At 51.8% G+C, this 25953-nt stretch carries 28 protein-coding genes and 2 pseudogenes; all 30 read right to left on the bottom strand.

Annotated features, from left to right (window positions below; translation table 11 throughout):
- Positions 1-84 precede the first annotated feature (84 nt).
- The 30 genes and pseudogenes from CPH80_RS00305 to CPH80_RS00160 all read right to left on the bottom strand — a co-directional run bounded on the left by CPH80_RS00305 (position 85) and on the right by CPH80_RS00160 (position 25905).
- Entirely contained in the window at positions 85-2076 is a 1992-nt protein-coding gene (locus CPH80_RS00305) for a nucleoside-diphosphate sugar epimerase/dehydratase (protein ID WP_096275104.1), read from the bottom strand.
- Positions 2069-3252 (bottom strand): annotated as a pseudogene (locus tag CPH80_RS00300) (DegT/DnrJ/EryC1/StrS family aminotransferase). Before CPH80_RS00300 ends, CPH80_RS00305 begins: the two are co-directional and overlap by 8 nt.
- 25 nt (positions 3253-3277) lie before the next feature.
- Positions 3278-3763: a preprotein translocase subunit SecB gene (locus CPH80_RS00295; protein ID WP_096275103.1), complete on the bottom strand. Its 486-nt coding sequence runs from the start codon at positions 3761-3763 to the stop codon at positions 3278-3280.
- Positions 3760-4311 (bottom strand): type II toxin-antitoxin system MqsA family antitoxin, encoded by a 552-nt coding sequence (locus tag CPH80_RS00290; RefSeq protein WP_096275102.1) that lies wholly within the window; start codon positions 4309-4311, stop codon positions 3760-3762. The genes CPH80_RS00295 and CPH80_RS00290 overlap by 4 nt, the downstream gene beginning before the upstream one ends.
- A gap of 2 nt (positions 4312-4313) precedes the next feature.
- Positions 4314-4748: a hypothetical protein gene (locus tag CPH80_RS00285; protein WP_096275101.1), complete on the bottom strand. Its 435-nt coding sequence runs from the start codon at positions 4746-4748 to the stop codon at positions 4314-4316.
- A 141-nt stretch (positions 4749-4889) separates the two neighbouring features.
- A pseudogene (locus tag CPH80_RS00280) lies at positions 4890-5465 on the bottom strand (DegT/DnrJ/EryC1/StrS family aminotransferase); the annotation flags it as partial.
- A 77-nt stretch (positions 5466-5542) separates the two neighbouring features.
- Positions 5543-7309: an SLC13 family permease gene (locus CPH80_RS00275; protein WP_096275100.1), complete on the bottom strand. Its 1767-nt coding sequence runs from the start codon at positions 7307-7309 to the stop codon at positions 5543-5545.
- A 4-nt stretch (positions 7310-7313) separates the two neighbouring features.
- The gene (gene cysC, locus CPH80_RS00270; protein WP_096275099.1) at positions 7314-7919 is read right to left on the bottom strand and encodes an adenylyl-sulfate kinase; all 606 of its coding nucleotides are present in this window, start codon (positions 7917-7919) and stop codon (positions 7314-7316) included.
- Positions 7920-7951: 32 nt separating this feature from the next.
- Positions 7952-9364 carry a sulfate adenylyltransferase subunit CysN gene (gene cysN / locus CPH80_RS00265; protein WP_096275098.1) on the bottom strand — a complete coding sequence of 471 codons (1413 nt, stop codon included), beginning with the start codon at positions 9362-9364 and terminating at the stop codon, positions 7952-7954.
- 9 nt (positions 9365-9373) lie between these two features.
- A complete protein-coding gene (gene cysD, locus CPH80_RS00260; RefSeq protein ID WP_096281275.1) occupies positions 9374-10288 on the bottom strand; it encodes a sulfate adenylyltransferase subunit CysD in 915 nt (304 codons plus the stop codon).
- A gap of 114 nt (positions 10289-10402) precedes the next feature.
- The gene (locus CPH80_RS00255; protein ID WP_096275097.1) at positions 10403-11200 is read right to left on the bottom strand and encodes a DHH family phosphoesterase; all 798 of its coding nucleotides are present in this window, start codon (positions 11198-11200) and stop codon (positions 10403-10405) included.
- 108 nt (positions 11201-11308) lie between these two features.
- A complete protein-coding gene (locus CPH80_RS00250) occupies positions 11309-12139 on the bottom strand; it encodes a nucleotidyl transferase AbiEii/AbiGii toxin family protein (RefSeq protein ID WP_096275096.1) in 831 nt (276 codons plus the stop codon).
- Positions 12126-12776, bottom strand: coding sequence for a type IV toxin-antitoxin system AbiEi family antitoxin domain-containing protein (locus CPH80_RS00245; RefSeq protein WP_143752947.1), 651 nt, complete (start codon positions 12774-12776; stop codon positions 12126-12128). Before CPH80_RS00245 ends, CPH80_RS00250 begins: the two co-directional genes overlap by 14 nt.
- A 136-nt stretch (positions 12777-12912) precedes the next feature.
- Complete coding sequence (locus tag CPH80_RS00240; protein ID WP_096275094.1) at positions 12913-13245, bottom strand: DUF4351 domain-containing protein; 333 nt, start codon at positions 13243-13245, stop codon at positions 12913-12915.
- 213 nt (positions 13246-13458) lie between these two features.
- On the bottom strand, positions 13459-13749 hold the full coding sequence (locus CPH80_RS00235; protein WP_096275093.1) for a YdcF family protein: 291 nt from the start codon (positions 13747-13749) through the stop codon (positions 13459-13461).
- Positions 13750-14021: 272 nt separating this feature from the next.
- On the bottom strand, positions 14022-14213 hold the full coding sequence (locus CPH80_RS00230) for a DUF2283 domain-containing protein (RefSeq protein ID WP_096275092.1): 192 nt from the start codon (positions 14211-14213) through the stop codon (positions 14022-14024).
- Positions 14214-14218: 5 nt separating this feature from the next.
- Positions 14219-14476 (bottom strand): DUF4258 domain-containing protein, encoded by a 258-nt coding sequence (locus CPH80_RS00225; protein WP_143752946.1) that lies wholly within the window; start codon positions 14474-14476, stop codon positions 14219-14221.
- 22 nt (positions 14477-14498) lie between these two features.
- The gene (locus CPH80_RS00220; protein WP_096281271.1) at positions 14499-14894 is read right to left on the bottom strand and encodes a DUF4351 domain-containing protein; all 396 of its coding nucleotides are present in this window, start codon (positions 14892-14894) and stop codon (positions 14499-14501) included.
- A 29-nt stretch (positions 14895-14923) separates the two neighbouring features.
- A complete protein-coding gene (tnpA, locus tag CPH80_RS23220; protein WP_413772251.1) occupies positions 14924-15070 on the bottom strand; it encodes an IS66 family insertion sequence element accessory protein TnpA in 147 nt (48 codons plus the stop codon).
- Positions 15071-15874: 804 nt separating this feature from the next.
- Positions 15875-16150, bottom strand: coding sequence for a helix-turn-helix domain-containing protein (locus CPH80_RS00210; protein WP_096275091.1), 276 nt, complete (start codon positions 16148-16150; stop codon positions 15875-15877).
- A gap of 159 nt (positions 16151-16309) precedes the next feature.
- Positions 16310-17770 carry an MBL fold metallo-hydrolase RNA specificity domain-containing protein gene (locus tag CPH80_RS00205; RefSeq protein WP_096275090.1) on the bottom strand — a complete coding sequence of 487 codons (1461 nt, stop codon included), beginning with the start codon at positions 17768-17770 and terminating at the stop codon, positions 16310-16312.
- A gap of 67 nt (positions 17771-17837) precedes the next feature.
- Positions 17838-18509: an RloB family protein gene (locus CPH80_RS00200; RefSeq protein ID WP_096275089.1), complete on the bottom strand. Its 672-nt coding sequence runs from the start codon at positions 18507-18509 to the stop codon at positions 17838-17840.
- 3 nt (positions 18510-18512) lie between these two features.
- On the bottom strand, positions 18513-19820 hold the full coding sequence (locus CPH80_RS00195) for an AAA family ATPase (protein WP_096275088.1): 1308 nt from the start codon (positions 19818-19820) through the stop codon (positions 18513-18515).
- 319 nt (positions 19821-20139) lie between these two features.
- On the bottom strand, positions 20140-20364 hold the full coding sequence (locus CPH80_RS00190) for a hypothetical protein (protein ID WP_096275087.1): 225 nt from the start codon (positions 20362-20364) through the stop codon (positions 20140-20142).
- Between the two features lie 113 nt (positions 20365-20477).
- Positions 20478-22475 carry a nucleoside-diphosphate sugar epimerase/dehydratase gene (locus CPH80_RS00185; RefSeq protein WP_096275086.1) on the bottom strand — a complete coding sequence of 666 codons (1998 nt, stop codon included), beginning with the start codon at positions 22473-22475 and terminating at the stop codon, positions 20478-20480.
- Positions 22468-23652: a DegT/DnrJ/EryC1/StrS family aminotransferase gene (locus tag CPH80_RS00180; RefSeq protein WP_096275085.1), complete on the bottom strand. Its 1185-nt coding sequence runs from the start codon at positions 23650-23652 to the stop codon at positions 22468-22470. The genes CPH80_RS00185 and CPH80_RS00180 overlap by 8 nt, the downstream gene beginning before the upstream one ends.
- Before the next feature lie 49 nt (positions 23653-23701).
- Positions 23702-24349: an acetyltransferase gene (locus CPH80_RS00175; protein WP_096275084.1), complete on the bottom strand. Its 648-nt coding sequence runs from the start codon at positions 24347-24349 to the stop codon at positions 23702-23704.
- Between the two features lies 1 nt (position 24350).
- Positions 24351-24959 (bottom strand): sugar transferase, encoded by a 609-nt coding sequence (locus CPH80_RS00170; RefSeq protein ID WP_096275083.1) that lies wholly within the window; start codon positions 24957-24959, stop codon positions 24351-24353.
- A gap of 59 nt (positions 24960-25018) precedes the next feature.
- Positions 25019-25477 (bottom strand): hypothetical protein, encoded by a 459-nt coding sequence (locus tag CPH80_RS00165; RefSeq protein WP_096275082.1) that lies wholly within the window; start codon positions 25475-25477, stop codon positions 25019-25021.
- Positions 25477-25905 (bottom strand): helix-turn-helix domain-containing protein, encoded by a 429-nt coding sequence (locus CPH80_RS00160; RefSeq protein WP_096275081.1) that lies wholly within the window; start codon positions 25903-25905, stop codon positions 25477-25479. The genes CPH80_RS00165 and CPH80_RS00160 overlap by 1 nt, the downstream gene beginning before the upstream one ends.
- Positions 25906-25953 lie beyond the last annotated feature (48 nt).

The following is a 25953-nucleotide window of genomic DNA, read 5'->3' as shown; positions in this document are numbered from 1 at the left end:
CCACTTTGGTGCTGGCTTTACTCCCTGGGGACAGATTTATAAATCTGTCCCCGCTTTACTTCAGTTTCCTCCTCGGGACAGATTTCAAATCTGTCCCAGCTTCTCTTTTCCCGCCCTCGGGACAGATTTCAAATCTGTCCCGGCTTTATCGACTGTCCCGGCTTTACCGGCTTTATCGGCCACCAACGGCCGCGGATTCAAATTCCACACCAGGTCTTCAACACCGCCATTAGGCGCAAAACCCGTAGGAGCGGTTTTCAGGATAGAAACCACACCCTCACAATCAAAGGCGTGGCTGGCGTATTGCAGTTGCCTGATGGTATCCGCCACCTCAGGCCAGGTCATACACACTTCACGGGCCATCATAATGCGCGGGTGTGCCGTGCCTTGTGGATCGTCACCAATCAAAAGCTCTTCAAATAATTTCTCACCAGGTCGCAGGCCACTGAACACCAACTCTATCTCGCCATCTGGCTGCTCGGCGGTTCTTTCGCGGCGGCCCATCAAATGCATCATCTTGCGAGCCAAATCGGCAATTTTTACCGGCTCGCCCATGTCCAGCACAAACACCTCGCCACCCTGCCCCATACTGCCGGCCTGCAGCACCAGCTGGCTGGCTTCGGGAATGGTCATGAAATAGCGAATAATGTCCGGATGGGTGACCGTCACCGGGCCACCGCTACTAATCTGATCCCGGAACAAGGGCACCACCGAACCGGATGAGCCCAGCACATTGCCAAAACGCACCATCGAGAAAGCCGTCGCACTCTGGCGCTGCGCCAGCCCCTGCAACACCAACTCCGCCATACGCTTACTGGCGCCCATCACGTTGGTGGAACGTACCGCTTTATCGGTAGAAATCAACACAAACAACTCAACGCCCGCTGCAACCGCCGCCTCGGCCGCGTGCAATGTGCCAAACACATTGTTCTGCACACCTTCAATCACATTGTGCTCTACCAGCGGCACGTGCTTGTAAGCCGCCGCGTGATACACCGTTTGCACCCCAAACGAACGCATTACCGCTTCACAACGGCGGCGGTGCACCACACTGCCCAACAATGGGTGAACACACACGTTCAGACCTTCCACGAGATTGATCTGCTGAAGCTCGCGCTCAATGGCGTACAACGCAAACTCAGACTGCTCAAACAGCACCAGGCACTTGGGCTGGTGGCGAATAATCTGCCGGCACAACTCAGAACCAATCGAGCCACCGGCGCCGGTTACCATCACCGAACGATCAAACAGCGACGAAGCCACCTGGGCGTTGTCTGGCCGCACCGGGTCGCGCCCCAGCAGGTCTTCAATTTCCAGATCACGAATGTCATTAATGCGCGCCTGGCCGGCAATCACTTCGCTAAACGACGGCACGGTTTGTACCGGCAACTCCAGCTTTTCCAACTGCGTCAGCAACTCGCGACGATTGACGTCCATGTCCGCATCCACCGCCAGCAGCAAGCGTTCGACACGATGGCTGTGCACCGCCTCTTCCAAATGGCTCAACGCAAACGCCGGCAAGCCCACAATCAAGGTTTTGTGGTTGGCAGGTATCAGACTGATAAACATGACAGGGTGGTATTCGTCACCCTGCTGTAACGCTTTGGCCAACTGAACACCGGTTTTACCGGCACCTATAATCGCCACGCGCTCTTTATCACGCCCGGAAGAGTACTGCACCAACATGCGCATACTCATACGGCTCCCACCCACAAAAATTAACGCCAGCGCGGCGTAGATCACCGGAACAGAACGGGGAACAAACACGTTCAAACCATAGCTAAGTAACACCAGCAACAACGTCGAGGCCGCAACGCCGGTGATGATGGTTATGAAAGCCCGGTCACTCATGTATCGAATAACAGCACGATACAAACCAAGCCGAACGAACACACCCAGCGTAAACACCACGGTAAGCAGTGATATCAGCAACTGAGCTCTGTTTGGTTCCCACAAGGCCACGTCGAGGCGCAACGCAAAAGAGGCCCAGAGCGCAAAAGAAAGGGCGAAAAAATCCACAAACAGAGAGATTACGCGCTTTTTGAAGCGAGAAAGTCGCAGAAACGAATTAAACATGGTCACTCACGGCTTGCTCCATGACGGCCGCTAATACCCGGCAAGTCTTCTCAATTTCCGCCTTCGTCAGCGTTGGATGCACCAAAAACATCAAGCTGGTCTCACCAATCTCGTGAGCAACCGGTAAAGGCAGTTCCGGGCGCCAACCTGTGTTATCAAAAGCCTTCTCCAGATAAACCTCCGAGCATGAACCGGAGAAACACGGCACACCTGCTTCTACAATAGCACCCAAAATACGATCGCGATTCCAGCCATCGGCTAACGTCTCTGGCTCCACGAACACGTAGCACTTATAGGCGGCGTGCTCCAACTCGTCCGGAACTTGCGGTACGCGTAAACCCGGTAAGCTGCTCGCGGTGTCCCAGATGGCCTGAGCATTTGCCTGCCGAGCACTGCGCCAGTCAGCCATGCGGGTCAGCTGAATTCGGCCAAGTACACCCTGCATTTCTGTCATACGCCAGTTGGTGCCGAAACTCTCGTGCAACCAACGAAATCCCGGCGGATGCTCGCGCTCGTAGATCGCACTCCAACTTTTTCCATGGTCCTTAAACGACCACATACGCGACCACAAATCACGGTCGTTACAGGTGACAACACCGCCCTCACCGCCAGTCGTCATAATCTTATCCTGACAAAATGACCATGCGCCGGCGTGCCCAATTGAACCAACAGAGCGGCCCTTATACATAGCACCATGGGCCTGAGCGCAATCTTCTATCACAAAAAGATCGTGCTGCTTGGCCAATTCCATAATCGGATCCATGTCACAGGGCCAACCGGCCAAGTGAACACAAATAATCGCCCGGGTTTTGGGCGTAACCACAGCGGCAATGGTTTCAGCCGTCACGTTCTGAGAATCTAAATCTACATCCGCAAACACCGGCGTGGCACCGGCCATCACAATACTCGAAACCGACGCCAAAAATGTCCGCGACGTCACCACTACTTCATCACCCCGCCGACGCCCAAGCCCTGAAGAATCAAATCGAGAGCAACCGTGCCGTTGGCAAGCGCGATGGCGAACTCGCTGTCAGAAAAGGTAGCAAATTCCTTCTCAAACTCGCGACATTCCTGGCCGGTCCAGTAATTGACTTTATTGGAGAGAAGTACATCACGTACTGCATCGGCCTCTTCTTCAGTGAAAGAAGGCCAGGGAGAAAAGGATTTGTTTAGCATAATAACTCAATAAAAGGATGAGAATTTAGTGCCCAGGACTTTCTTCCCGACGGTGGTGAGGTAGCTGCCAAGTAGGAAGAACAATGCGTGGCAAGCGCAGGCGCTCACATTGGGATGCCAGAAACTCTCGCCAATAAGGCCATACGTGAAGGCTTGCGTTCTGAACGGCAAACTCATCAATGCACGTTTGCTCGATTTCTTTATCGAGGGCGTATTCCGCGATGAACTCCGCTTCGATATTCGCAAAAACCTCCGGTTCTTCTTGGGCATCACCTGGAGTGGCCCAGCGCACACCAAGACGTACGAAAACGCGCACCAGCTTCCCATTGTTCTCGACGTCAGCAATCGTTGTTTGGCGGATTGCGTGCATTTGCTGAATTTTCAGCGTTTCCAGATCTCCGGGGTATTTGGGATCGAAATCATCGTGGCAGCGAGAAAAGGTGTCCCGAAGATAGACATCCTGGAGCTTAAGGTTGTCGATTGCGTCTTGGAGCGTAGCGGAAATTGTCATGCATATTTCCTCGGCTCTTCATGGACAGAGGACGAAACAACATGCAGTTTTGATCTTTTTTTTCGAGTAATTACACGGCCCAAGTTGGCCGCAGAGTCTACCGTCACCCACAACCCATCCGGTTTAACTGATGATACGTCGGCCTTGAAAGCCAAAACGGCAAACGCCTCAGGCAATTCATCCGCAAGACGAAGTAACTTGTCCATTGCCTCAGATTGACTGACGTCGTCACTCTCATACTTAGAAAAAGCGACCGGTCCACCACCAAAAATTTTAGCCGCCTCACTCTGGTTGACACCCAAGCGCTCGCGCAGGGCCCGGACTTGAGCTCCTGTCAGCAAGCCATCAACCTGCTTCTTAAACGCTACCATCGTGCGCTTGTTGGCACGGAGCTCTAAAGGTCCGGCTTGCTCAGAGCCGCAGCCATCACACACAGAGTAATGACTTTCGATTTCTCTAGAGACCTCGCGATGTTCCGCAGCAATCATCTCAACTTGCGGAGTCAGTGAACCCTCTCCGCAAACGGGGCAAACATCTGATTTACTCATGATTAACCTCGATCTTCCGACAAGTGGCAAGAGACTAACAGTATTACAGTGCCGGTTTTAGCGATCGCAAATTTAATGTAGTACTCGATTTGAAGTTCTTTGTGTGCATAACGGATCCATTCCTTTTTAGTTAGTGTGTAGGAATCACAAGCCGCCCAAGGCCCTTTAGAGCGCTGTTCACACCATTCCGAACTCTGATAACGACCATGCTGAAGCGCCTCAATTAAAAGTACTACCGCATCATCTCCGTCCAGAGCGTATTTCTGAAGATCACTTTTGCACTTACGCGTCCATGCCCGCGTAGATTCCTCGCCTTTGCGCAGAATCTCCAAAACCCTGTGATGCTCATACAAAGGCCCACCTGGAATTTTCCGGGGCTCTCCCTCCCCTGGCGGTTTAACCTCATAGGCAGTTACGTTCACCCGATTATTTACCATTATGGTAAGCCTTGCAAGTGTCAGCTGGGTTATCTGCGTCCATATAATCCTTTACTGAGCTGAGTCCGATGCGAGAAAGCACTAGGGTCTTGCACCATTCCCGGTACGAACGCGCTCTGCACCGGAAATATATTTAGCTTTTTCGCCACCGGTAGTCATGATCTTGTCCTGGCAGAACGACCAGGCACCAGCGTGGCCGATAGAACCTACAGAGTGGCCCTTATATCGAGCACCATGGGCCTGGGCGCAATCTTCAATCACAAGCAGATCGTGCTTCCCGGCCAGATCCATAATCGGATCCATATCGCAGGGCCAACCTGCCAAGTGAACACAAATAATCGCCCGAGTTTTTAGTGTGATCACAGCGGCGATTGTTTCAGCCTTCACGTTCTGAGAATCCGAATCTACGTCCGCAAACACCGGCGTGGCGCCGGCCATCACAATGCTCGAAACCGACGCCAAAAATGTCCGCGACGTCACCACTACTTCATCACCCGCGCCGACGCCCAAGCCCTGAAGAATCAGATCTAGAGCAACCGTACCGTTGGCAAGCGCAATGGCGTACTCGCTATCAGAAAAGGCAGCAAATTCCTTTTCAAACTCCCGGCACTCCTGACCAGTCCAGTAGTTCACCTTGTTAGATAACAAAACATCCGTCACGGCGCTAGCCTCTTCTTCCGTATAAGAAGGCCATGAAGAAAAGGGAGTATTTAGCATTAGTTACTCGGCATCCCTGTTGAATTAAAAAGTAGTATTAGATTATCGTGTTTTTTGACGCAATGTACCGATGGCTATTAAAACTTCCAGACTAACGGCACCAGGCACAGAACCACAGTTCCAGCCAACAGGCTAAGCGGAAGGCCAATCCGAACATAGTCCCCAAAACGATACCTTCCCGGGCCGTACACCATAAGATTGGTTTGATAACCGAGTGGCGTAATAAAAGAGGCGGAAGCCGCAAACATTACTGCCACAGCGTAAGGTAGAAAGTTAACACCAAGTTGCTGTGAAACTGCCAAAGCTATGGGGAACATCAAGACTGCTGCAGCGTTGTTGGTGATCATCTCGGTAAAAACGGCTGTCAGAACATAAATCAGCACCAGAGCAACCCAGGGAGTTAACCCACCGAATCCGAGAAGACCACCCGCAACCCATGCGGCAGCCCCGGTGACTGTCATTGCATTGCCCAGCGCAAACGACGCCGCAATAACCACTAGCACTGGCAGATCCACACTGCGTCGAGCACGGCTGGCGGTGATGCAACCTGAAAAAATCATCGCACCAGCGGCCAAAAATGCAGCCTCCATAATCTGTAATAAACCAGATGCACTGACCAACACCATCAATGCGAGTATTCCCAGCGCTCTGGGTGCTTTACGAAAATCCGGCGGCGTTGAGTCGTTGAGCGCACTAACCAGCAAGAAATCCCTACGGAACCGGTAATGCTCCACAAACTGATGACTCGCCTCAAGCAAAAGCGTATCGCCCATTCGAAAGGTGATATCGCCCAGTTTGCCCGGTACCCGCTTACCGTCACGGGACAGGGACAGAATCACAGCACTGAAACGGGTACGAAACTGACTGTCGCGAATGGTTTTGCTCAAACCCGGGAACTCAGGCCCTAACACAACTTCTACGAGGCACCGCTGATGATTAGCCACATCCAGCTTGTGGACATCGCCATTGGCCGGTTTCAGGCCTTGAATCCGACGCAACTCACTGGCGCATTCCGGAGCGCCCACAAAATAAAGGCGATCTCCCGACTGCAGCACCCGATCTGGCTCTACAGCGGTTATAAGACGCCCACCACGATCAATTTCAGTAAGATAGCCGTAGCTAAGAGCGCGCAAACCGGCTTCTGAGATGGTCTTGCCGACCAGTGGCCCGGGACCTACCACTTCAACCTCAACGCCGTACTCCCGCACAAGATCAAGCTCTTCCGTGACACCACCCCGGTCCGGAAGAATCCGGGAAGCAAACAGAACTAAAAACGTGCCCCCCACAAGAAGCAGTGGAACCCCAACCCAGGCCAACTCAAACAACCCCAGATGAATACCAAGGCTGCTCTGCAACATGCCATCGACTACCAGGTTGGTACTTGTACCAATCAATGTGCAGGTACCACCAAGAATGGCCGCATAGCTCAGAGGTAGCAGTAGCTTGGAAGCGGGGATACCTAAGCGCTGCGCCCAAGCCTGAATTGCGGGAATGAACATTGCCACCACTGCGGTGTTATTCATAAAACCACTGAGAATACCCGTGGGCACGATCATCCGCAGCTGTGCCCCTTTTTCCGTTTTGGGGTGGCCCAGCAACAAGCGCGCAATCCACTGCACAGCGCCCGTTTCTTTAAGCCCGGCGGCCACCACATACAAAGTGGCAATCGTAATCACTCCGGGATTTCCGAAGCCTGCCAGCGCCTCAGCCGGCCCCAGAATTCCTGTAATCAACAGAAATGCCAAAGCCGCCATCAGAACCAGATCGGCGGAAACACGAGTAAGCGAGAGCGCCGACAACACCGAAAACAGTGTTATCAGGGTAACGATGCCTTGCCACTCCATGGAGTTAATCCTTGCGGGCTATCATTTCCCGCTCAAGCAGGTAGGCGATAAGACCTTCCACGCAATCAATGACTGACATGCGGGATGTGTCCAGGCACAGCTCCGGATGGGGAGGGAGTTCGTAGGGGGAATCGATACCGGTAAAGTCTTTAATTTGACCAGAACGTGCTTTTTGATACAGCCCCTTTGGATCACGGGATTCGCAGGTCTCGATAGGTGTATTCATAAACACCTCAATAAACTCACCTGCAGGAAACAACTTTCGAACCAGGCGACGGTCACTGGTGAAGGGCGAGATAAACGCACTCATGACAATCAGGCCAGCATCTGCAAACAGTTTACACACCTCACCCACCCGGCGAATGTTTTCTTCCCGGTCGTGGTCTGAAAAGGCCAAATCTTTGCACAAACCGTGGCGAACGTTGTCACCATCCAGCAGAAACGTGTGATAGCCACGGTTATGCAATGCCACGTCCAGCGCATTGGCAACGGTTGACTTGCCGGAGCCGCTCAGCCCCGTAAACCAGAGCAGGCAAGGCTTCTGGTTCTTGTTCTCAGCGCGCTGAGAACGGACAACTTTGTGATCGTGCCAAACAATATCGTCTGCCAAAACAGAACTCCTTTGGAACCTGGATTCAGGAACTAAACAGATTTACAGGCCCACTCGGGGTAGTTTTCGCGGATAAACCGGTTGAGGTTGCGCTCTGCCTCAGTGTACTCCCGCGTTGGCAAATCACCCGAGCCATCCAACGCACGCTCCACCATACCGGCTGCCACGGTTACATTGGTAAGCCGGTCAATCAGGATGAAAGCGCCGGTACCAGGATGGCTCTGGTAGTTCTCCATCACCACCGGCTCAGTCAACTGCAGGTCACACAAGCCGATCGCGTTCAGCTCCAGCCCGCCGGCAATGTGCTTATGGCGCTCAAGCGTGTTTACGTCGACTTCTTCCAGCACCTCATTCACAAAGCAGCTGGTCACTTTGGTGCCCATTTTAATGCCGTATTCGCGACCGGGCACCAGCGGTTTCTCATTCATCCATACCAAGTGGGCGGCGAAGCGCTCGCCCATGGTAGGTTCCTGACCGGCATGCACTAGCAAATCACCCCGGGAAATATCGACTTCATCTTCCAGGGTGATGGTTACCGCATCGCCCGGCCAGGCAAGCTCAATCTCGCCTTCATAGGTATGAATCCCCTTTACCCGGGAACTCATGCCCGAGGGCAATACGGCTAATGTGTCACCTTTATGCACCACACCACTGGCCACGGTGCCGCAGTAGCCACGGAAATCGAGGTTAGGGCGATTCACATACTGCACGGGGAAGCGGAAGTCCGTGACGTTCTGGTCTTCCCGCAGTTCTACCTGCTCCAGAATGTTCATCAGCGTCTCGCCGTGGTACCAGGGCATGCTTTCGCTCCGGTTAACCACGTTATCTCCGTTCAGGGCAGAGATGGGCACGTAATACACATCCTTCAGGCCCAGCTGTGCCGCGAGTTTCTCGTACTCGGCGCGGATTTTATGGAACACGTCCTCGGAGTAATCCACCAGATCCATCTTGTTGATGGCGACAACGATGTGTTTCAGGCCCAGCAAGCTGACAATAAAGCTGTGCCGGCGGGATTGGGTAAGTACTCCCTTGCGGGCATCAATCATAACGATGGCGAGATCACACGTGGAAGCGCCGGTCGCCATGTTACGGGTGTACTGCTCGTGGCCCGGGCAGTCGGCAATGATGAACTTGCGCTTGTCAGTGGAAAAGTAGCGATAAGCCACATCGATGGTAATGCCTTGCTCGCGCTCTGACGCAAGACCATCCACCAGCAACGCCAGATCCAGTGCCTCACCGGCATTGCCCTGGCGTTCATTGTCTTTATGAAGTGACGCAAGGTGATCTTCAAAAATCAGCTTGGAATCGAACAACAGGCGACCAATCAACGTCGACTTGCCATCATCCACACTGCCGCAGGTTAAAAAGCGCAGCAGGTCTTTGTTTTCGTGTTGATCCAGGTACGCGAGGATATCGGATTCAATCAATTCGGATGCGTGTGACATAACAATTCCTCAGAAGTACCCTTCGCGTTTTTTCTGCTCCATGGAGGCGGCAGAGTCGTGGTCAATGACGCGACCCTGGCGTTCCGATGTTTTGGTCAGAAGCATTTCCTGAATAATCTCCGGCAGGGTGGTCGCATCAGATTCTACAGCGCCGGTCAGTGGGTAGCAGCCCAGCGTACGGAACCGGACCATCTTCATCTCTGGGGTTTCACCAGGCTCCAGAGGCATCCTTTCATCGTCTACCATAATCAACGTGCCATCCCGTTCTACCACCGGGCGTTCAGCGGCCAAATATAGAGGCACGATATCGATATTTTCGAGGTAGATGTATTGCCAGATATCCAGCTCAGTCCAGTTAGACAAGGGGAATACCCGAATGCTCTCGCCTTTGTTGACCTTGCCGTTATACAAGTTCCAAAGTTCGGGGCGCTGGCTTTTCGGGTCCCACCGATGAAACTTGTCCCGGAACGAGTAGACGCGTTCCTTGGCACGGGACTTTTCTTCATCACGGCGAGCACCGCCGAAAGCGGCATCAAAGCCGTACTTCTCCAACGCCTGCTTGAGCCCCTGAGTTTTCATTACATCCGTGTGCTTAGCGCTGCCATGGGTAAACGGCCCGACACCCTGCGCTACGCCTTCCTGGTTGGTGTGCACAATCAGCTTCATGCCCACCTTTTTCGCCATCTTGTCCCGAAAGGTAATCATCTCCCGGAACTTCCAGGTGGTATCCACATGCATCAGCGGGAACGGAGGCTTGCCCGGCGCAAAGGCCTTCATGGCCAGGTGCAGCATGACGGCTGAATCTTTGCCAACCGAATACAGCATTACCGGGTTATCAAACTCGGCCGCCACTTCGCGAATGATGTGGATAGACTCCGCCTCAAGCTGTTTGAGGTGGGTTTTCTTGGGGGGTGTTAACGCCATAATATTTGCCCATAAAACAACATTTAAAATATACATCCCCTCTCCCCCCCAAAGTAAGAGAGTCTCTATCCCCTCTCCCCTTGCGGGAGAGGGCTAGGGAGAGGGGGGGAGGGGCTAATTCCAAAAACGCGCCATTGCGCCTAAAAATGCTTCCAGCTGATTCGCTGGCAATTCATTGATCCCGGCCGCAGCCTTTCGCCCGCCCCCCGTGGGAAACTCACGAGCTACCTCATCGGCACCGGTGCGGTTATTCAGCGGGGCACGAATACTAACCAGATAGCTGCCATCGGCCGTCTCCGTCACAATGCCACAGGCCTTATCCGGGTTACGATTGGCCAGCTCGTTGCCCAGCACGCCGCTAACGCGGCGGGCCCAGGGTTCGTACGGGAGTTTTACCACCAAAGAACTATCATTCTCAGCGAGCACCGGCGCAGCCAGGCCACTGGCCATATCGGCTTCATAGCCGCTTCGCAGTTTCTGCCAGGCCGGCGGCTGGGAGGCAATCAGTTCCAGCGGATCCGCAAATTTTACAAACTCACGGTAAAGATCTGCCGGGTGGAAGTGCAGATCTTCAACTGTGTCACCGTAACCGTTGTAGTTGATGCACACACCAAGCATTTTAAGGGATTCCGTCTGCTCTGCAGACAACCCTGCCTCGCCGGGGAAATGATGATCCACATAGAATATGGTGCTGCCAGCCGCCAACAGCGCATCGACAGCCTCTCGGTTCTTATCCAGGCTGATATCCAGAATAGTCGCATTCACCGGCTCTGTGGTTGGAAGCTGACGGGCAAGGGCAATATCACGCTTAACCCCGGTAATCAGCGTGGCCTCGGCGGGCTCCGCCAAGCGCAGCTGAATCAGGGCGCAGATACCATCGGCATCGCCGTTAAACACATCATACACATTCATATCAGTTCACAATTTAAAAATGAAGATTTTCAGATTTGGAGTAGGCCCCGGGCCTACTCTGACACTCGCGCAAGGTGCTCTTCATCTACAAAGCTCTCGCCAGATCCCTCAGGTAAAACGAATGTGCTCGCTCAGTTGTCGAAAGTAATCAACGGACCATATATCCAGAACCGATGGGTCCGGGACAAAACGGATAACATCTGATTTGGCAGATTTAACATCCAGATTCTCAATTTTTACTCGCAGTAACTCCAGAAAATCGGCTGGCGCGATATCTTCGACGCTCAGATCGCCACTTTGCCTGGCTCGTTCGAGAAAGTGGGTAAGGTTCAGCGGATAGCCTTGCCGGATATACCATTCAAAATCAAACCAATCCCTCCCTTTAACGCGATTTTGCCACCGGCGGAATAGTAATGCGTGTACCTTGCCTGCGAACAAATCGGGTAACGCAAAACATTTCACATAGAAAGAATAGGGCTGCAGCAAAAGGCGCTCTTCGGTACCGAAGCGCAACGGCGGGTCGGTATCCACCTCAAACTTGATTTTGACGGTTTTGTTGCCTGAAATTTTCAAGTCGTAAAGGCTGGACGTTTTTTTCAGAAACGCTGACTCGATATCTGAGGGTCGGCGCTTCTTCTTCGCCGTAATATCGACATCAAAACCAAAGGCTGCGAATTCCGCGCGAATGGCTTCAAAATAAGGTTCCAGAGAAAATTCCGGGGCAGAGTGCAATAAAGAAAAGTCCAGGTCTTCGGAAAACCGGGGCAACCCGTAAAATATTCGCAGGCAGGTGCCACCGTAAAAAGCAGCTTTTTCAAAGAACCCTCCCCGGTTTAATCCCGCCAGAGCCAGCTCCTGCATAATTTCCCGCAGAGCAAGGCTTTGGGAGTGATCATCCCGGCCGGGATAGCGAGCAAGCATCTGTTCAACGACCGACATTTATATCTTCCAGAAATTTCCGCAGGAGGGTCAGGATCGCTACTTTATGACCGCAAGACTTGTATTGATCGACGATTGCCAGGTTCCAGCCCAGCAGCATATCGATATCCACCCGTAGATCCTCTTCCAGAAAGCTGGCCAAAGCCTGAAGAGAGCCTAACCGCAGGTTGCGAGTCACCAGTATTTTATCGCACAGGGCTTTCTCTGGCCCGGCCATAAGGAATGCTGTGCCATCGTCAGCGGCCTCCATTTGTATGCCAATACGAAAGACCTCCTGCGGCACGTGCAGGTACGCAAAGCGACCAAAGGGTGTATCGTAATTTTTCGAACGCCGTGATGTAATCGAAGTGACTCCGAAGACGCCCTCCGGAATCAGACCATGCCAGGCCAAAGCAGAATCAGCAGATACATAGGAAGGGCCATACAGAAGATTGGCCATTAACGGCAAACTCACGGAACCGGGGCGGTAATCCTCACCCAAGACATACAGCCCTTTTTTCAGCGGCAGCAAAACGCCCTGATCCATCAGCTGGGCGATTTTGTCATTGGGGCGACGGTACTCCCCCAGTATGGACAGCATTGCCCCCCGGCTAAACGGAACATTACCGAACTTCGAAAGGCGTTTGATCAGATTCATTTGTAGATTTTACACACATAATCGGCTTTTTGTCGATTATGTGTTCAGGAATTTACACTGCGAACCACGCTTTGACCGTTTCATTCCGTCGCCAGTGGCTGGAATTTCAGCAAACAAGAGGGGCTAAGCCCCTTCGTTAATGCCTATTTAGTAATGACTCCAAGGTATCAGAGGTCAATATAGCTTCCAGCCAAGCCTCAAGCTCTGGAACGCCGGCAAATTGAATTTGCTCTTCGGCCCAGTGGGGAAGCTCACCAAATTTTAGATTGATCAGCTTTTTCAAAGCGGCGGCTTCACCTTGCTGCATGCCTTGTTCCATGCCTTGCTGCACGCCTTGCTGCATGCCTTGTTGCATGCCTTGTTGCATACCTTGTTGCATGCCCTTTTGCATGCCTTCCGCTCGTAACCGCTCACTTAACGTGGCCATGGTGTTGCTCTCCTGCGGGTATTGCGCTTTATATTGTTCCATTTCATTATCATCCAGGGCTGAGTAGATGTCGATGAAGTCAAATCAGTCAGCCCATTCTTGACGGGTTCTGCGAACAGGCGAGGAAATTGAGGTAAGGGGCTTTCAAAAGTCCGAACGGACCGGGGGCGGGGTGTCGGATTACGCCTGCGGCTAATCCGACCTACAACTACACCGACAACCAGCGAATCTTGTCATTCCCGCTTTCATCGATCCCTACCGCCCAACCAAACGCCCCACAATCTCCTTGATTGCCCGCCTACTCCCATCCAGCGCCCCTGTATCTGGCAGCCACTTGCGCCAGCCAGGCAGCGGCGTTACTTCGTGATCGGTGGCGGCCGGAATCACTTCCAGCCCCTGCGCTTCAAATAGCGCCAGTGAGCGGGGCATATGCAAGGCAGAGGTAACCAGCAGAATGCGGTTAATGCCGCGCCGCGCCAGAATGTCTGCCGTGAAATCGAAAGCCCATGCCCATAGCCAGGCAAGGGACAATACACCCAACAACATAGCCAAACGGTGCCTTCCAGCCAAACCCAGAGCCAACGCCAACAGCCCGCCGAACCCAGAGGGGACATTAAAGCTATGGCAAACTTGGAAATAATGTACATGGTGAGAACGAAATCCTAACGGCTATTCTTTCCCGGGCACTCTATCGCCAGTACCTTTACCAAAGACTGTCATAAGCCACTCAGGCCCGTGAACCACAAAAGGCAAGGACTTTGATTTTGGGTAAGGCCCGGTCCGCCCGTGTCACTTTTTGGTGATGCCAGACAATATTTTCAGGCAGCATGAGTTTTTACCAAAGGCCACGCACCATTTTTCTGTGCGTCAAGCACTACAACCTCAACGATGGAACCATCGGCTGCATAACTTACGTGGGTGTACCAATCCTGTGAAATCTCTTTCTCAATCTGCTTGTTGCTTAGATGGATTGTGAGGATATCATCGGCTTCATCATAGATGGTGCGCATTGTTCTCAGCCCTCCCATGAAAAATGGTGCATTACTGTTTTAACTACCAACAATTTTTCTTCAAGAACTACTGGCGCGCACAACATATTATCAAGCCGCTCCTCGAAACCATGGGCAACCCATAATCTATGCTCATCCTTGTAACGAGTTTGCCCTTCCTCAACCAATACCGCCAGCTCAAGATCCGTTATACATCGAGTGCGCATTCTCTGCATCGCGTGGCGAGTAATTTTAACGTCCCGCCCAAAGCGCTCTGAATACATACAAGCCTTCTCCTTCCGTGGATTAATGCCGATTCAGTAATGAATCCAACGTATCCGAGGTCAATATAGCTTCCAGCCAGACCTCAAGCTCTGGAAGCCCAGCAGATTGAATTTGCTCTTCGGCCCAGTGGGGAAGTTCACCGAATTTCAGGCTGATTAACTTTTTCAAAGCGGCGGCTTCGCCTTGCTGCATGCCCTGTTCCATGCCTTGCTGCACGCCTTGCTGCATGCCCTGTTCAACGCCTTGTTGCATACCTTGTTGCATACCTTGTTGCATGCCCTTTTGCATGCCTTCCGCTCGTAACCGCTCACTCAAGGTGGCCATGGTGTTGCTCTCCTGCGGGTATTGCGCTTTATATTGTTCCATTTCATTATCATCCAAGGCTGAGTAGATGTCGATGAAGTCAATATACTTCAATTGCTTCTCGGGGTCTGGCTCCAGCGTGCTTAGACCCCGGAACGATTTGCGCATGTCGGTGGGCTCGGTGCATAGCCGATGTCCTCCTGCTTGCAAAATTGCGTGGCCGACAAACCGCTGTCACGTTGTTGATCAACTAAGGCCTGCCATTGCTCCTGGGGACGGTATTTTCTCATGGGGATAACCTCGTGCTGGGAAATGTAAGGTTACTGTAGAAAGAAATTCACCGGGGTGGCAGGACGTCTTGGAATGAACGGTTACTGCCGAGCATATTTCCATCTTGAGCATTTTTTTACGGCGGACAAGACTTCGAGGTTGCTTTGCAGTTTGAACTGGACGACTAGCCGTTCAGGACCTTATTCCCTGGGGACAGACTTAAAGTCTGTCCCCGCTTTACTTCAGTTTCCGCCCTCGGGACAGATTTGAAATCTGTCCCAGTTTCTCCTTTCCCGCCTTCGGGACAGATTTGAAATCTGTCCCGGCTTTACCGGCTTTACCGGCTTTATCGGCAGCCAACGGCCGCGGATTCAAATTCCACACCAAATCCCCCATGTCCCCCATTAGGCGCAAAACCCGTCGGTGCCGCTTTAAGAATAGACAGCGCGCTCTCGCAATCAAAGGTCTGGCTGGCGTATCGCAGTTGCTTGATGGTGTCTCCAGATCGCGAATGTCATTAATGCGCGCCTGGCCGGCAATCACTTCGCTGAACGGAAAGGGGGAGTGCCTGTCCATGAAAATCAAAAATCAGAAAGAACGAGCATGCGTCATGATACGTTGATGCGTCGTGGTTACCTCTACATAGATACAGCAAGGGCAGCCAATAGGCTGCCCTTGTCATGTTTGTAATTCACACTGAATTTCGGTCAGTGCTTGACCTCTGACCTTAACCGACTAACTTCATCAACCGTCAAACCAGCAATCTCTGCAATCATCTGATCATCCATTTCGGTGCATGCAGAAGGCTTCGGTGCTCCAAGGCCTTAAGCAGCGATTTTCACTGGATGCAGATTTACCCGTGCAGCCATGGAAACCAAGGCATCAATTGAAAACACGCTGACATGTCCGCGCGCGACATCACCGATTCTTGAACGCTGCACTCCCATCAAATCTGCTGCTTGCCGCTGCGTTAAACCATTCGAGGCAATGTAATTACGAATGCAGTCCATTAGCGCCGCCTTAACCTTCAGCACTTCCGCTGCAGCCGCGTCTTCTTCAATGGCATCAAACACTGAGCCTTTTGTGATTTCAATTGTCATGACAACCCCTCTTTAGCTTCGCGGTAACGTGCAACAATCAAATCCTTGTCGCTCTGGCTCACACCCGACCCATGCAACATCCTTGAGCATAGACTTCCTGTTTTTTTTAATACCACAATCTAAAAGTACAATATTTTGTACCTGCGGGCAAGTAATGTATTACTCAGCAATCACCACTCTCGATTCCGGCTTCGCCTTCAGCGCTTGCTCAAACACAACTTTCAACGCCGCCTTAGCACCCTCATCACCGTGCACCAGCCGAATTTCCCGGGGCGCATCGGGAATACCCAACACAAAATTCAACAAGTCACTTTGCCCCGCGTGGGCAGAATAACCGCCTACCTGATGAATACGTGCGCAAATGGGGTAACGTTTATCATCAAGCTCCACCCAACCAGCCTGATCCGGAGTTCGCACACCCGCGTTACTGCCGTAATTCAGAATATCCCGCCCTGGTGTACCTGCGGCCTGATAGCCCACAAACAACACATCATTACGGGCGTCGCCCAGCATCGCTTTCAAGTAGTTCACCACCCGGCCACCCGCGCACATGCCAGAACCCGCCAACACCACCGCCGGGCGCTTGAAACTGGCCAGGTACTCCACCGCCTCAAGATGACTCGCATGACTGTTAATCAGCGTAAGCTGTTCAAAACCCAACGGGTGTCGCCCCTGGCTCAGCACGTCCTGGGCTTCCGCGTCCCACATGGGTTTTAACTGGCGATAAATACGGGTGAACTCTGCCGCCAAGGGCGAATCCACCACAATCTCCAGATTCTGCCACTCCACACCCGGCGCCACCGGCTCAGCGCTAAACTCATGAATCAGACTTTCAATTTCGTACAGTAAATCCTGAGTTCGGCCAATACTGAACGCCGGCACAATCACGGTACCACCGTCAGCCAGGGCGCTTTGCAACACCTGCTTTAACCGCAAGCGTCGTGTAGTGCGGTCTTCGTGATCCTTATCGCCATAAGTGCTTTCGATCACCAGCCGATCAGCACGTTCTGGTGACACCGGTGCCGTCAGCAACGGCGCGTGGGCAGCTCCTAAATCACCACTGAACACGATGCGTTCGCCCGCTTGCCCCGCCGCAGTAACGTCACACTCTACATAAGCCGAACCCAGAATGTGCCCTGCCGGCTGAAAACGAATGTCCAGTGAACCATCGGTTTCACTGTCTGCCGAAAACACCGAATGCCACTGCCCATAAGGCACCGGCACCAACCGCTCGCGAATTAATCCCAGCACCCTCTCAATCAGCGCCCTATCTCGCGTGAAACCAATTTTCAGAGCGTCTTCCAGAATCTCAGGCAGCATAATGGCGGAAGGCTCAGTGCAAATAATCGGCCCGTCAAACCCTGCCGCCAGCAAATAAGGTATGCGGCCAACGTGATCAATGTGCACATGGGTAACCACCAGCGCGTGGATGTGATCAATGGGAAAATCAATAGAAAGGTCTGCAACCGACGATTTCCCAGCGGCGTCTGCGCCCTGAAACAGGCCACAATCAATCAGAATACCGGCGGAAGGATGCGATCGGTCAGGGAGAATAATGCTTAGCTCGTGGCAGGAGCCGGTAACGCCAGAAACGGCGCCGTGGTGAGAGATGTTGATCATAACAACGTCCTTGTTGCTCAAAAGACAGGAGCAAATTTATAAATCTGTCCCGGGTTCATACACTTGGTTAGCCCGCCACTTTATCAATTGCATCCAAAACCTCGTAAACATTTGTATACGGGTTCAACCGGTAAGGCAGCTCAATGTCAGGTGCAGGACAACCTGCCTGCGCTTGTTTATTGATACGTCGAGCTCGGCTCTTCGCATTTTCAACCCGGTCCTTAGTTATCAACTCTTCAGCCACTCGGGCTTCGCCCTTTTGGTAGTTACTAAACCCGATTTCTCGAAAAGCAGATTTGAATGCCACCGTGCCGATCAAATCATCAAAACTATTTGCTGGTTGGCTGGTTTCTGTAAGATGAAGCAGTAGCCAATACTCGAAACAAACATTAGAAAGTGCTACATGTACGCCATTTCTTTTGGCATTCAACCAGGCTTGCCCGTGATTATCATCGGTGTATTTGGCCGGTGACTCACGGTCGTACATTACCCACACCTGATCTTTCTTGAAATCCAGTGACTTCGAAAACGTAACAGCCTCATTTACCAACTGTTTTGGCGTATTCTTAACGGTATCCTGAAGGGTTACTGGCTTTTCTGCATCTTTCAACCGTGCGCAGGCCGGATAAAACATTTTTATGTACGCCCGAATATAGTTAGGCTCTGTTTTTTTCCCTTCGCAAAAAATATACACCCTCGACTTGACCTGCCTGACAGATCTCCCGCGTTGTCTAGGCATCCCTTACTCCGTATTCCCAACAGACTCAAATAACTCGATCACCTTAGTGGCATCTATCGCGGGCAACCCACCAAGCCGGCCTTCGTCGTACCATTTTGCAAAGGGGCTGGTTGATTTCAAACCAGAGTCGAACTCGTCCAGAGAAACCAACTCGGTCGCGCCGTCTTTCTTATCGGCTAACCACAACTGGTCTTTCCGCATTTTTGAGGAGTCCATTAAGTCCAGATTATGCGTTGTAAATAACAGCTGAGCATGCTGACGGTTTACCTTTGGGTTATTAAACAAACTAACCACCAACTCCGAAACATGAGGGTGTAAACTTGCTTCAAGTTCATCCCAAACCAATACACTTCCGTTCTTAAACACTTGTAGCAACAGGGGCAAAACGTTGAAAAGCGCTCGCGTTCCATGAGACTCATCAGATTCTGAAAACAACTCCTGACCGCCGTCTTCAGTCTGATGCTCAAAATAAGGCTCCAGTGAGAAATCTTCTAGAATCCTGTTCTTAATTGCTTCTGGTAGATTTTTTGGAAAACGCTCTAGCAAATCATCTCTCGATTGCTTTTTAATTAGAACCCGGCTTATGCCGGTATCTACAGCAGACAAAAAATCTGCAACTTGCTTAACAATCTGCTCGTTTTTACGCCATGTGGGTCGGATGGGTTTGATGGGCCGACTATCTGACCCCGGAATTACAAAAAACACAGAGCGCTTGAAAAACTGATAAACCTTACGGATCAGTTCCGGGGCGTCGGGACTATTGCCTGCTTTAGAGAGATAGGCCTGGTTGTCAAAAACCGGAATTTTTCGAGCACCGCCTTTAAAATAGGTGCCGAAAGTGATCTCTTCCCACGTTGAGCCTTTTGTGCGTTCAAAAAGCTTAGATCGCACCTCGCGAGTGGTGCCTTGGGAGTAAAAATCCAGCCGTTCAGAAACAACGCGCAGCGCATCAAGTTCAATCTCGTAAACGTAGCGCACTTTTTCAACCACAAATTCCACAGCAAATAAACTGGGTTGAGCTTTGCGGAGAGTCGAGAGTCGAAACGGCTGGTAGGCCTCGATCGCATCGCCCTCGGAAAGCGTGTGGCTTTGACTCAGAAATTCCAGAAACACTTTAAGAGCCATTAACACAGTGGTCTTGCCTGAAGCGTTTGCTCCGTAAATTCCGGCTGAAGCAAGAATTCCCACTTTTTTGGAACTTGGGTAGTGAATAGACGAAGCAAAGTGATCTGTCTGCTTTTGCGCAAAAAAACTTAACGTTTGCTCGTCGCGAATTGATCGAAAGTTTTTAACAGTAAAGTCAACCAGCATTGCCAGCCATCCTAAAAAGAGATTTTCGCCAATATGGCCGAAAAACGAATATAAAGCAGATACTAGCAGCTACCATCAACGTTGGCGACCGAATATGATCAAGGGGGAAATATTGATCATAACAACCTCCTTGTTGCTCAAAAGACAGGAGCAGATTTATAAATCTGTCCGCATTTCAGTCAACGCATGTAACCCGATCGCCTCGCTAAAATGACGATTTCGGAGCTTTTCATCGTCCGTTAACAGTACATATTGCCCTTTGGGCAACTTGAGTTTGCGGTCAATGGGATAAATGAGTGCGTTGGTGTCTAGCAGGTACTTACCACTTATCTCTCATTGTCCTTTGAAGTTCTAGCGCATCTCTTCCCGAGAAGGCTTTAATCTCTGTGTTACTGAAATCCAGCTCTACCTCGGGCTCACCCATAAGGCGTTCATCGTTTACCGTGAGTACCACTCTGACGTGAGCGCTGTCCAACAGGCGATACTTCTCCGGTAGCTTTACTGTGCCGTTTCGAATATCAGCTTCAAATTCTATAGCGTACATAGTGCAGCCTCCGGCTGTTCATTATTTGAACAGAGTAGCATGTTATAGCCTTTGTCTCCGGGGCAGATTTCAAATCTGTCCCAGTTTCTCCTTTCCCACCTTCGGGACAGATTTCAAATCTGTCCCGGCTTTATCAGCTGTCCAAGTTTCTCCTTTCCCGCCCTCGGGACAGATTTCAAATCTGTCCCGGCTTTACCGGCTGTCCCGGTCCCGGCCACCAACGGCCGCGGGTTCAAATTCCACACCAAATCCCCAACACCCCCATTGGGCGCAAAACCCGTCGGTGCCGCTTTAAGAATAGACAGCGCGCTCTCACAATCAAACGCCTGGCTGGCGTATTGCAGCTGTTTCACCGTATCCGCCACCTCCGGCCAGGTCATACACACTTCGCGGGCCATCATAATGCGCGGGTGTGCCGTGCCTTGCGGATCATCACCAATCAACAGTTCTTCGAATAGTTTCTCACCAGGACGCAAACCACTGAACACCAGTTCAATCTCGCCATCTGGCTGCTCGGCGGTTCGTTCTCGGCGGCCCATCAAGTGCATCATCTTGCGAGCCAAATCGGCAATTTTCACCGGCTCGCCCATATCCAGCACAAACACCTCGCCACCCTGCCCCATACTACCGGCCTGAAGTACCAGTTGCCCGGCTTCGGGAATGGTCATGAAATAGCGAATAATGTCCGGATGGGTGACCGTCACCGGGCCACCGCTGCTGATCTGATCCCGGAACAAAGGCACCACAGACCCCGATGAGCCCAGCACATTACCAAAACGCACCATAGAGAAAACCGTGTCGCTCTGGCGCTGGGCCAGCCCCTGCAGCACCAGCTCCGCCATACGCTTACTGGCGCCCATCACATTGGTGGGCCTTACCGCTTTATCGGTAGAAATCAGCACAAACAACTCAACGCCCGCTGCAACCGCTGCCTCGGCCGCGTGCAATGTGCCAAACACATTGTTCTGCACGCCCTCAATCACATTGTGCTCAACCAACGGCACATGCTTATACGCCGCAGCGTGGTACACCGTTTGCACCCCAAATGAGCGCATTACCGATTCACAGCGCCGGCGATGCACCACACTGCCCAACAGCGGATGAACACACACACTCAAACCTTCCGCAGCGTTGATCTGCTGAAGCTCGCGCTCAATGGCGTACAAAGCAAATTCTGACTGTTCGAACAGCACCAGGCATTTCGGCTGGTGGCGAATAATCTGCCGGCACAATTCCGAACCAATCGAGCCACCGGCGCCGGTCACCATCACCGAACGATCGAACAGCGACGAGGCCACCTGGGCGTTGACTGGTCGCACCGGATCGCGTCCCAGCAAGTCTTCAATTTCCAGATCCCGAATGTCGTTAATGCGCGCCTGGCCGGCGATTACTTCGCTGAACGACGGAACGGTTTGTACCGGCAAATTCAATTTTTCCAGTTGCGTCAGCAACTCACGACGATTTACATCCATACCCGCGTCAACCGCCAACAATATGCGTTTAACCCTATGGCTACGCACCGCCTCTTCCAGGTGACTCAACGCAACCACCGGCAAACCAACAATCAGGGCTCTGTGATTGGCTGGTAACAGGCTGATAAACAATACCGGGTGAAATTCCTCCCCCTGCTGCAGCGCCTTAGCCAGCTGCACAGCCGTTTTACCTGCACCCACAATGGCCACCCGCTCTTTATCACGCCCGGAAGAGTACTGCACCAGCATACGCATGCTCATACGGCTCCCACCCACAAAAATAAACGCCAGCGCAGCGTAGATCAGCGGAACAGAACGGGGAACAAATACGTTCAGGCCGTAGCTCAGTAACACTAACAGCAACGTCGAGGCAGAAACGCCGGTGATGATGGTTATGAAAGCCCGGTCACTCATGTATCGAATAACGGCACGATACAAACCAAGCCGAACGAACACACCCAGCGTAAACACCACGGTAAGCAGAGAAATCAGCAACTGAGCTCTGTTTGGTTCCCACAAGGCCACGTCCAGGCGCAACGCAAAAGACGCCCAGAGCGCAAAAGAAAGCGCGACAAAATCCACAAACAGGGAGATTACGCGCTTTTTAAAGCGAGAAAGTTGCAGGAACGAATTAAACATTTTCACTCACAGCTTGCTCCATGACTGCTGCTAATACCCGGCAGGTCTTCTCGATTTCTGCCTTGGTCAGCGTCGGATGCACCAAAACCATTAAGCTAGTTTCACCAAGCTCGTGGGCAACGGGTAAAGGCACGTCTGGGCGCCAACCGGTGTTATCAAAAGCCTTTTCAAGATAAACCTCCGAGCACGAACCGGAAAAACACGGCACACCTGCTTCTACAATAGCACCCAAAATACGATCGCGATTCCAGCCATCGGCTAACTTCTCTGGTTCCACAAACACGTAGCACTTATAGGCGGCGTGCTCCAAGTCATCCGGAACTTGCGGTACGCGTAAACCCCGTAAGCTACTCGCAGTGTCCCAAATGGCCTGAGCATTTGCTTGTCGAGCACTGCGCCAATCATCCATGCGGGTCAGCTGAATGCGGCCAAGTACACCCTGCATTTCTGTCATACGCCAGTTGGTGCCGAAACTCTCGTGCAACCACCGAAATCCCGGCGGATGCTCGCGCTCGTAGATCGCACTCCAACTTTTTCCATGGTCCTTGAACGACCACATACGCGACCACAAATCACGGTCGTTACAGGTTACAACACCGCCCTCACCGCCAGTCGTCATAATCTTATCCTGACAAAATGACCATGCGCCTGCGTGCCCAATTGAACCAACAGAGCGGCCTTTGTATCGAGCACCATGGGCCTGAGCGCAATCTTCGATAACGAAAAGGTCGTGCCGCTTGGCCAGTTCCATAATTGGGTCCATGTCACACGGCCAACCTGCCAAGTGAACACAAATAATCGCCCGGGTTTTTGGTGTGATCACAACCGCAATTGTTTCAGCCGTCACGTTCTGAGAATCCAAATCTACGTCTGCAAACACCGGCGTGGCACCGGCCATCACAATGCTCGAAACCGAGGCCAAAAATGTCCGCGACGTCACCACCACTTCATCACCCGCGCCGACACCCAAGCCCTGAAGAATCAGATCGAGAGCAACCGTACCGTTGGCAAGTGCAATGGCGTACTCGCTATCAAAAAAGACTGCAAATTCCTTCTCAAACTCGCGGCATTCCTGGCCGGTCCAGTAGTTCACCTTGTTTGATAAAAGAACCCTAGAGACCGCGTCAGCCTCTTCCTGAGTGAAGGACGGCCAAGGCGAAAAAGGAGTGTTCAACATAGTTGCGGCCTTAACGATAAGATAATGATACCTAAAAACTGGTCGAACGCTAACGGGATAAAGGACGAGCGGGGTTGCCAATAACTGTGACGCCTGCCGGTACGTCTTTCGTTACAACTGCGCCCATGCCGACAATAGCGCCCTCACCTATTACAATTGGCTTGTTTGGTTGTCCCTGTTTAATGATTGCCCCGGTGCCAATGTAAGCGTTATTTTCAATCACCACATTGCCATTGCACTTCACAGCAGGCGCAAAAGTAACATAGTCTCCGATCACGCAGTCGTGCGCCACGTAGCTGTATATATTCGCATGGAATGATTGGCCAATTATCACATTGGAAGTCAGCGTTACAAATGGGCAAAGAATACAGGCAGAGCCAATTTGGACCTCGTCAAGCACCATATTATTCCGGGCATTCACTGACGCTGGCTTCAGACCATCGGAATAACAGCGTTCCTCAATCTTACGGCGAATATTGCCATCGGCAATAGCAACGACGACTTTCTTTTCTTCTGCTTTCTGCTCAAGAAACTCAGAGTAAGTCAGGACCCTAATTCCGTTAATCTCTTTAAGATTTGGATTATCGTCGATAAAAAACAACTCGCAATCGTCAGAAGCGTAATTATCGCGAGCAACGGGCATTACCTCGCGACCAAACCCACTAGCTCCGTATATTCCAATTAACTTCTTGGCCATATTATTCTCCTGATTGTTCTTTACTTCCAGTAAACTTCGACATAGTCGCCTCACCTTCCCCACTAATTCCATCCCGAATCAACACCTTTTTTACTGTCAGGAACAGAATCTTCACATCCAGCCATAGCGAACGGTTATCCACATACCATACATCGAGCTCGAACTTGTTCTCCCAAGAAATCGCATTGCGCCCATTTACCTGAGCCCAACCAGTTATCCCTGGACGAACATCATGACGCCGATACTGTTCTTTCGAATACAGCGGTAGGTATTCCATCAACAGCGGGCGAGGACCAACCAAACTCATCTCGCCTTTCAGCACGTTCCAAAGCCCAGGCAACTCGTCCAGGCTGGTTGAACGCAGGAGATGGCCAAACTCTGTCATCCTCTCTGAATCCGGCAGTGAATTACCCTGGGCATCCACCGCATCCAGCATGGTGCGAAATTTCACCATCTGAAAGGGCTTCCCGTCTTTACCGGGGCGAGTTTGGCAGAAGAATAGGGGTGAACCGAGCTTGCGTTTTACCTGCCAAGCTACGATCAGGATGACCGGGGCGAGGATTACCAAGCCGAAAGCGGCAGCGAAAGTATCAAACAGTCTTTTTAACATCAGATTTCAACATCGGTAACGGTCAGGGGAGGAAGCGAGGGCTCGGCAAACAAAGGAAATTAATCGCCCTTACCGCTCACCCGGTAAAGGGGAATTCGAATCGGGGCAACCCCCATTCTCATGCATGTTGACTGCACATATTCACGCCAATAAGGCCAAACATGATATCCCACGTGCTCATCAGAAAAGCTTTTTAAAGGGCCACTCTCAAGTTTTTCACGGGAACGATACAGGGCATTGAACGTTGCCTGAATTTCAACGGCCGGTTCACCAGCCTTCTCTTTATCGACTAACCGAACACCAGCAGTGTAAAAAAAATTGTACTCCCACCAATCTTCTTCTCCTTCCTTGAGTGAAATTTCCTTGATTTTCCCTATCCTACGCAAGCCTTGCACTTCCATGGATTGGTTTTTCAGCTCTACAGGCTCTAGCTCATCAACCAACTGAATGTTGGCACGTCGTAAGCGAATTTCGTGCACAGTGAGGGCAGAGAGCGCCTTTTCGAGATCCGTAGGCATCAGGCCACTTTCTCCCACTGGCCGGGGTCGCGCATATCGATTATGTTTTCACCAATCACCTGAACAACCAAGCCCTCCATTAGACTATCCGCCTTTTCCCACACTTGCGTAGTGGAACCGCCTTCATCAAATTCAACCTCAACACTGTGCTGAGAGGGCAGCTGAACATCGGGCTTAATACCCAAAGCAAAACAAACGTCAGATAAGGAACCCAACGTCATATTGCGAGCGCCGCTGAGCATCTGTGTAACATAGGAACGAGACTTCCCCAAGCGCCTGGCAAGCTCCAGCTTGGTGACAGACAACTGCTCCATCTGAACCAGCAAATCCTCAGTTACGTTATAAATCAGATCTTCCCTAGCATAAGTCCGAGCTTCAGCCCGGCTGAATTCGTGCCCGGCGCTGTAAAAAAGGTCTTTAGCGCTCATCTCCATTCACCTCAATTCGTGTCCAGTTTTTGCCAAGTCGCTCAGTGT

It is taken from the genome of Marinobacter sp. LV10R510-11A (assembly GCF_900215155.1).
In the GTDB taxonomy this organism is placed as follows: Bacteria; Pseudomonadota; Gammaproteobacteria; order Pseudomonadales; family Oleiphilaceae; genus Marinobacter.
Note: the sequence above shows the minus strand (reverse complement) of the source record. Positions and strands in the feature narration are given on the sequence as shown.

Bases quoted from the DNA above. Each gene is read 5' to 3' on its own strand.
- CPH80_RS00305 (WP_096275104.1), bottom strand. From the start codon at position 2,076: ATGTTTAATTCGTTTCTGCGACTTTCTCGCTTCAAAAAGCGCGTAATC.
- CPH80_RS00295 (WP_096275103.1), bottom strand. From the start codon at position 3,763: ATGACAATTTCCGCTACGCTCCAAGACGCAATCGACAACCTTAAGCTC.
- CPH80_RS00290 (WP_096275102.1), bottom strand. From the start codon at position 4,311: ATGAGTAAATCAGATGTTTGCCCCGTTTGCGGAGAGGGTTCACTGACT.
- CPH80_RS00285 (WP_096275101.1), bottom strand. From the start codon at position 4,748: ATGGTAAATAATCGGGTGAACGTAACTGCCTATGAGGTTAAACCGCCA.
- CPH80_RS00275 (WP_096275100.1), bottom strand. From the start codon at position 7,309: ATGGAGTGGCAAGGCATCGTTACCCTGATAACACTGTTTTCGGTGTTG.
- cysN (WP_096275098.1), bottom strand. From the start codon at position 9,364: ATGTCACACGCATCCGAATTGATTGAATCCGATATCCTCGCGTACCTG.
- cysD (WP_096281275.1), bottom strand. From the start codon at position 10,288: ATGGCGTTAACACCCCCCAAGAAAACCCACCTCAAACAGCTTGAGGCG.
- CPH80_RS00255 (WP_096275097.1), bottom strand. From the start codon at position 11,200: ATGAATGTGTATGATGTGTTTAACGGCGATGCCGATGGTATCTGCGCC.
- CPH80_RS00250 (WP_096275096.1), bottom strand. From the start codon at position 12,139: ATGTCGGTCGTTGAACAGATGCTTGCTCGCTATCCCGGCCGGGATGAT.
- CPH80_RS00245 (WP_143752947.1), bottom strand. From the start codon at position 12,776: ATGAATCTGATCAAACGCCTTTCGAAGTTCGGTAATGTTCCGTTTAGC.
- CPH80_RS00240 (WP_096275094.1), bottom strand. From the start codon at position 13,245: ATGGAACAATATAAAGCGCAATACCCGCAGGAGAGCAACACCATGGCC.
- CPH80_RS00235 (WP_096275093.1), bottom strand. From the start codon at position 13,749: ATGTTGTTGGGTGTATTGTCCCTTGCCTGGCTATGGGCATGGGCTTTC.
- CPH80_RS00230 (WP_096275092.1), bottom strand. From the start codon at position 14,213: ATGCGCACCATCTATGATGAAGCCGATGATATCCTCACAATCCATCTA.
- CPH80_RS00225 (WP_143752946.1), bottom strand. From the start codon at position 14,476: ATGTATTCAGAGCGCTTTGGGCGGGACGTTAAAATTACTCGCCACGCG.
- tnpA (WP_413772251.1), bottom strand. From the start codon at position 15,070: ATGAGAAAATACCGTCCCCAGGAGCAATGGCAGGCCTTAGTTGATCAA.
- CPH80_RS00210 (WP_096275091.1), bottom strand. From the start codon at position 16,150: ATGACAATTGAAATCACAAAAGGCTCAGTGTTTGATGCCATTGAAGAA.
- CPH80_RS00205 (WP_096275090.1), bottom strand. From the start codon at position 17,770: ATGATCAACATCTCTCACCACGGCGCCGTTTCTGGCGTTACCGGCTCC.
- CPH80_RS00200 (WP_096275089.1), bottom strand. From the start codon at position 18,509: ATGCCTAGACAACGCGGGAGATCTGTCAGGCAGGTCAAGTCGAGGGTG.
- CPH80_RS00195 (WP_096275088.1), bottom strand. From the start codon at position 19,820: ATGCTGGTTGACTTTACTGTTAAAAACTTTCGATCAATTCGCGACGAG.
- CPH80_RS00190 (WP_096275087.1), bottom strand. From the start codon at position 20,364: ATGTACGCTATAGAATTTGAAGCTGATATTCGAAACGGCACAGTAAAG.
- CPH80_RS00185 (WP_096275086.1), bottom strand. From the start codon at position 22,475: ATGTTTAATTCGTTCCTGCAACTTTCTCGCTTTAAAAAGCGCGTAATC.
- CPH80_RS00180 (WP_096275085.1), bottom strand. From the start codon at position 23,652: ATGTTGAACACTCCTTTTTCGCCTTGGCCGTCCTTCACTCAGGAAGAG.
- CPH80_RS00175 (WP_096275084.1), bottom strand. From the start codon at position 24,349: ATGGCCAAGAAGTTAATTGGAATATACGGAGCTAGTGGGTTTGGTCGC.
- CPH80_RS00170 (WP_096275083.1), bottom strand. From the start codon at position 24,959: ATGTTAAAAAGACTGTTTGATACTTTCGCTGCCGCTTTCGGCTTGGTA.
- CPH80_RS00165 (WP_096275082.1), bottom strand. From the start codon at position 25,477: ATGCCTACGGATCTCGAAAAGGCGCTCTCTGCCCTCACTGTGCACGAA.
- CPH80_RS00160 (WP_096275081.1), bottom strand. From the start codon at position 25,905: ATGAGCGCTAAAGACCTTTTTTACAGCGCCGGGCACGAATTCAGCCGG.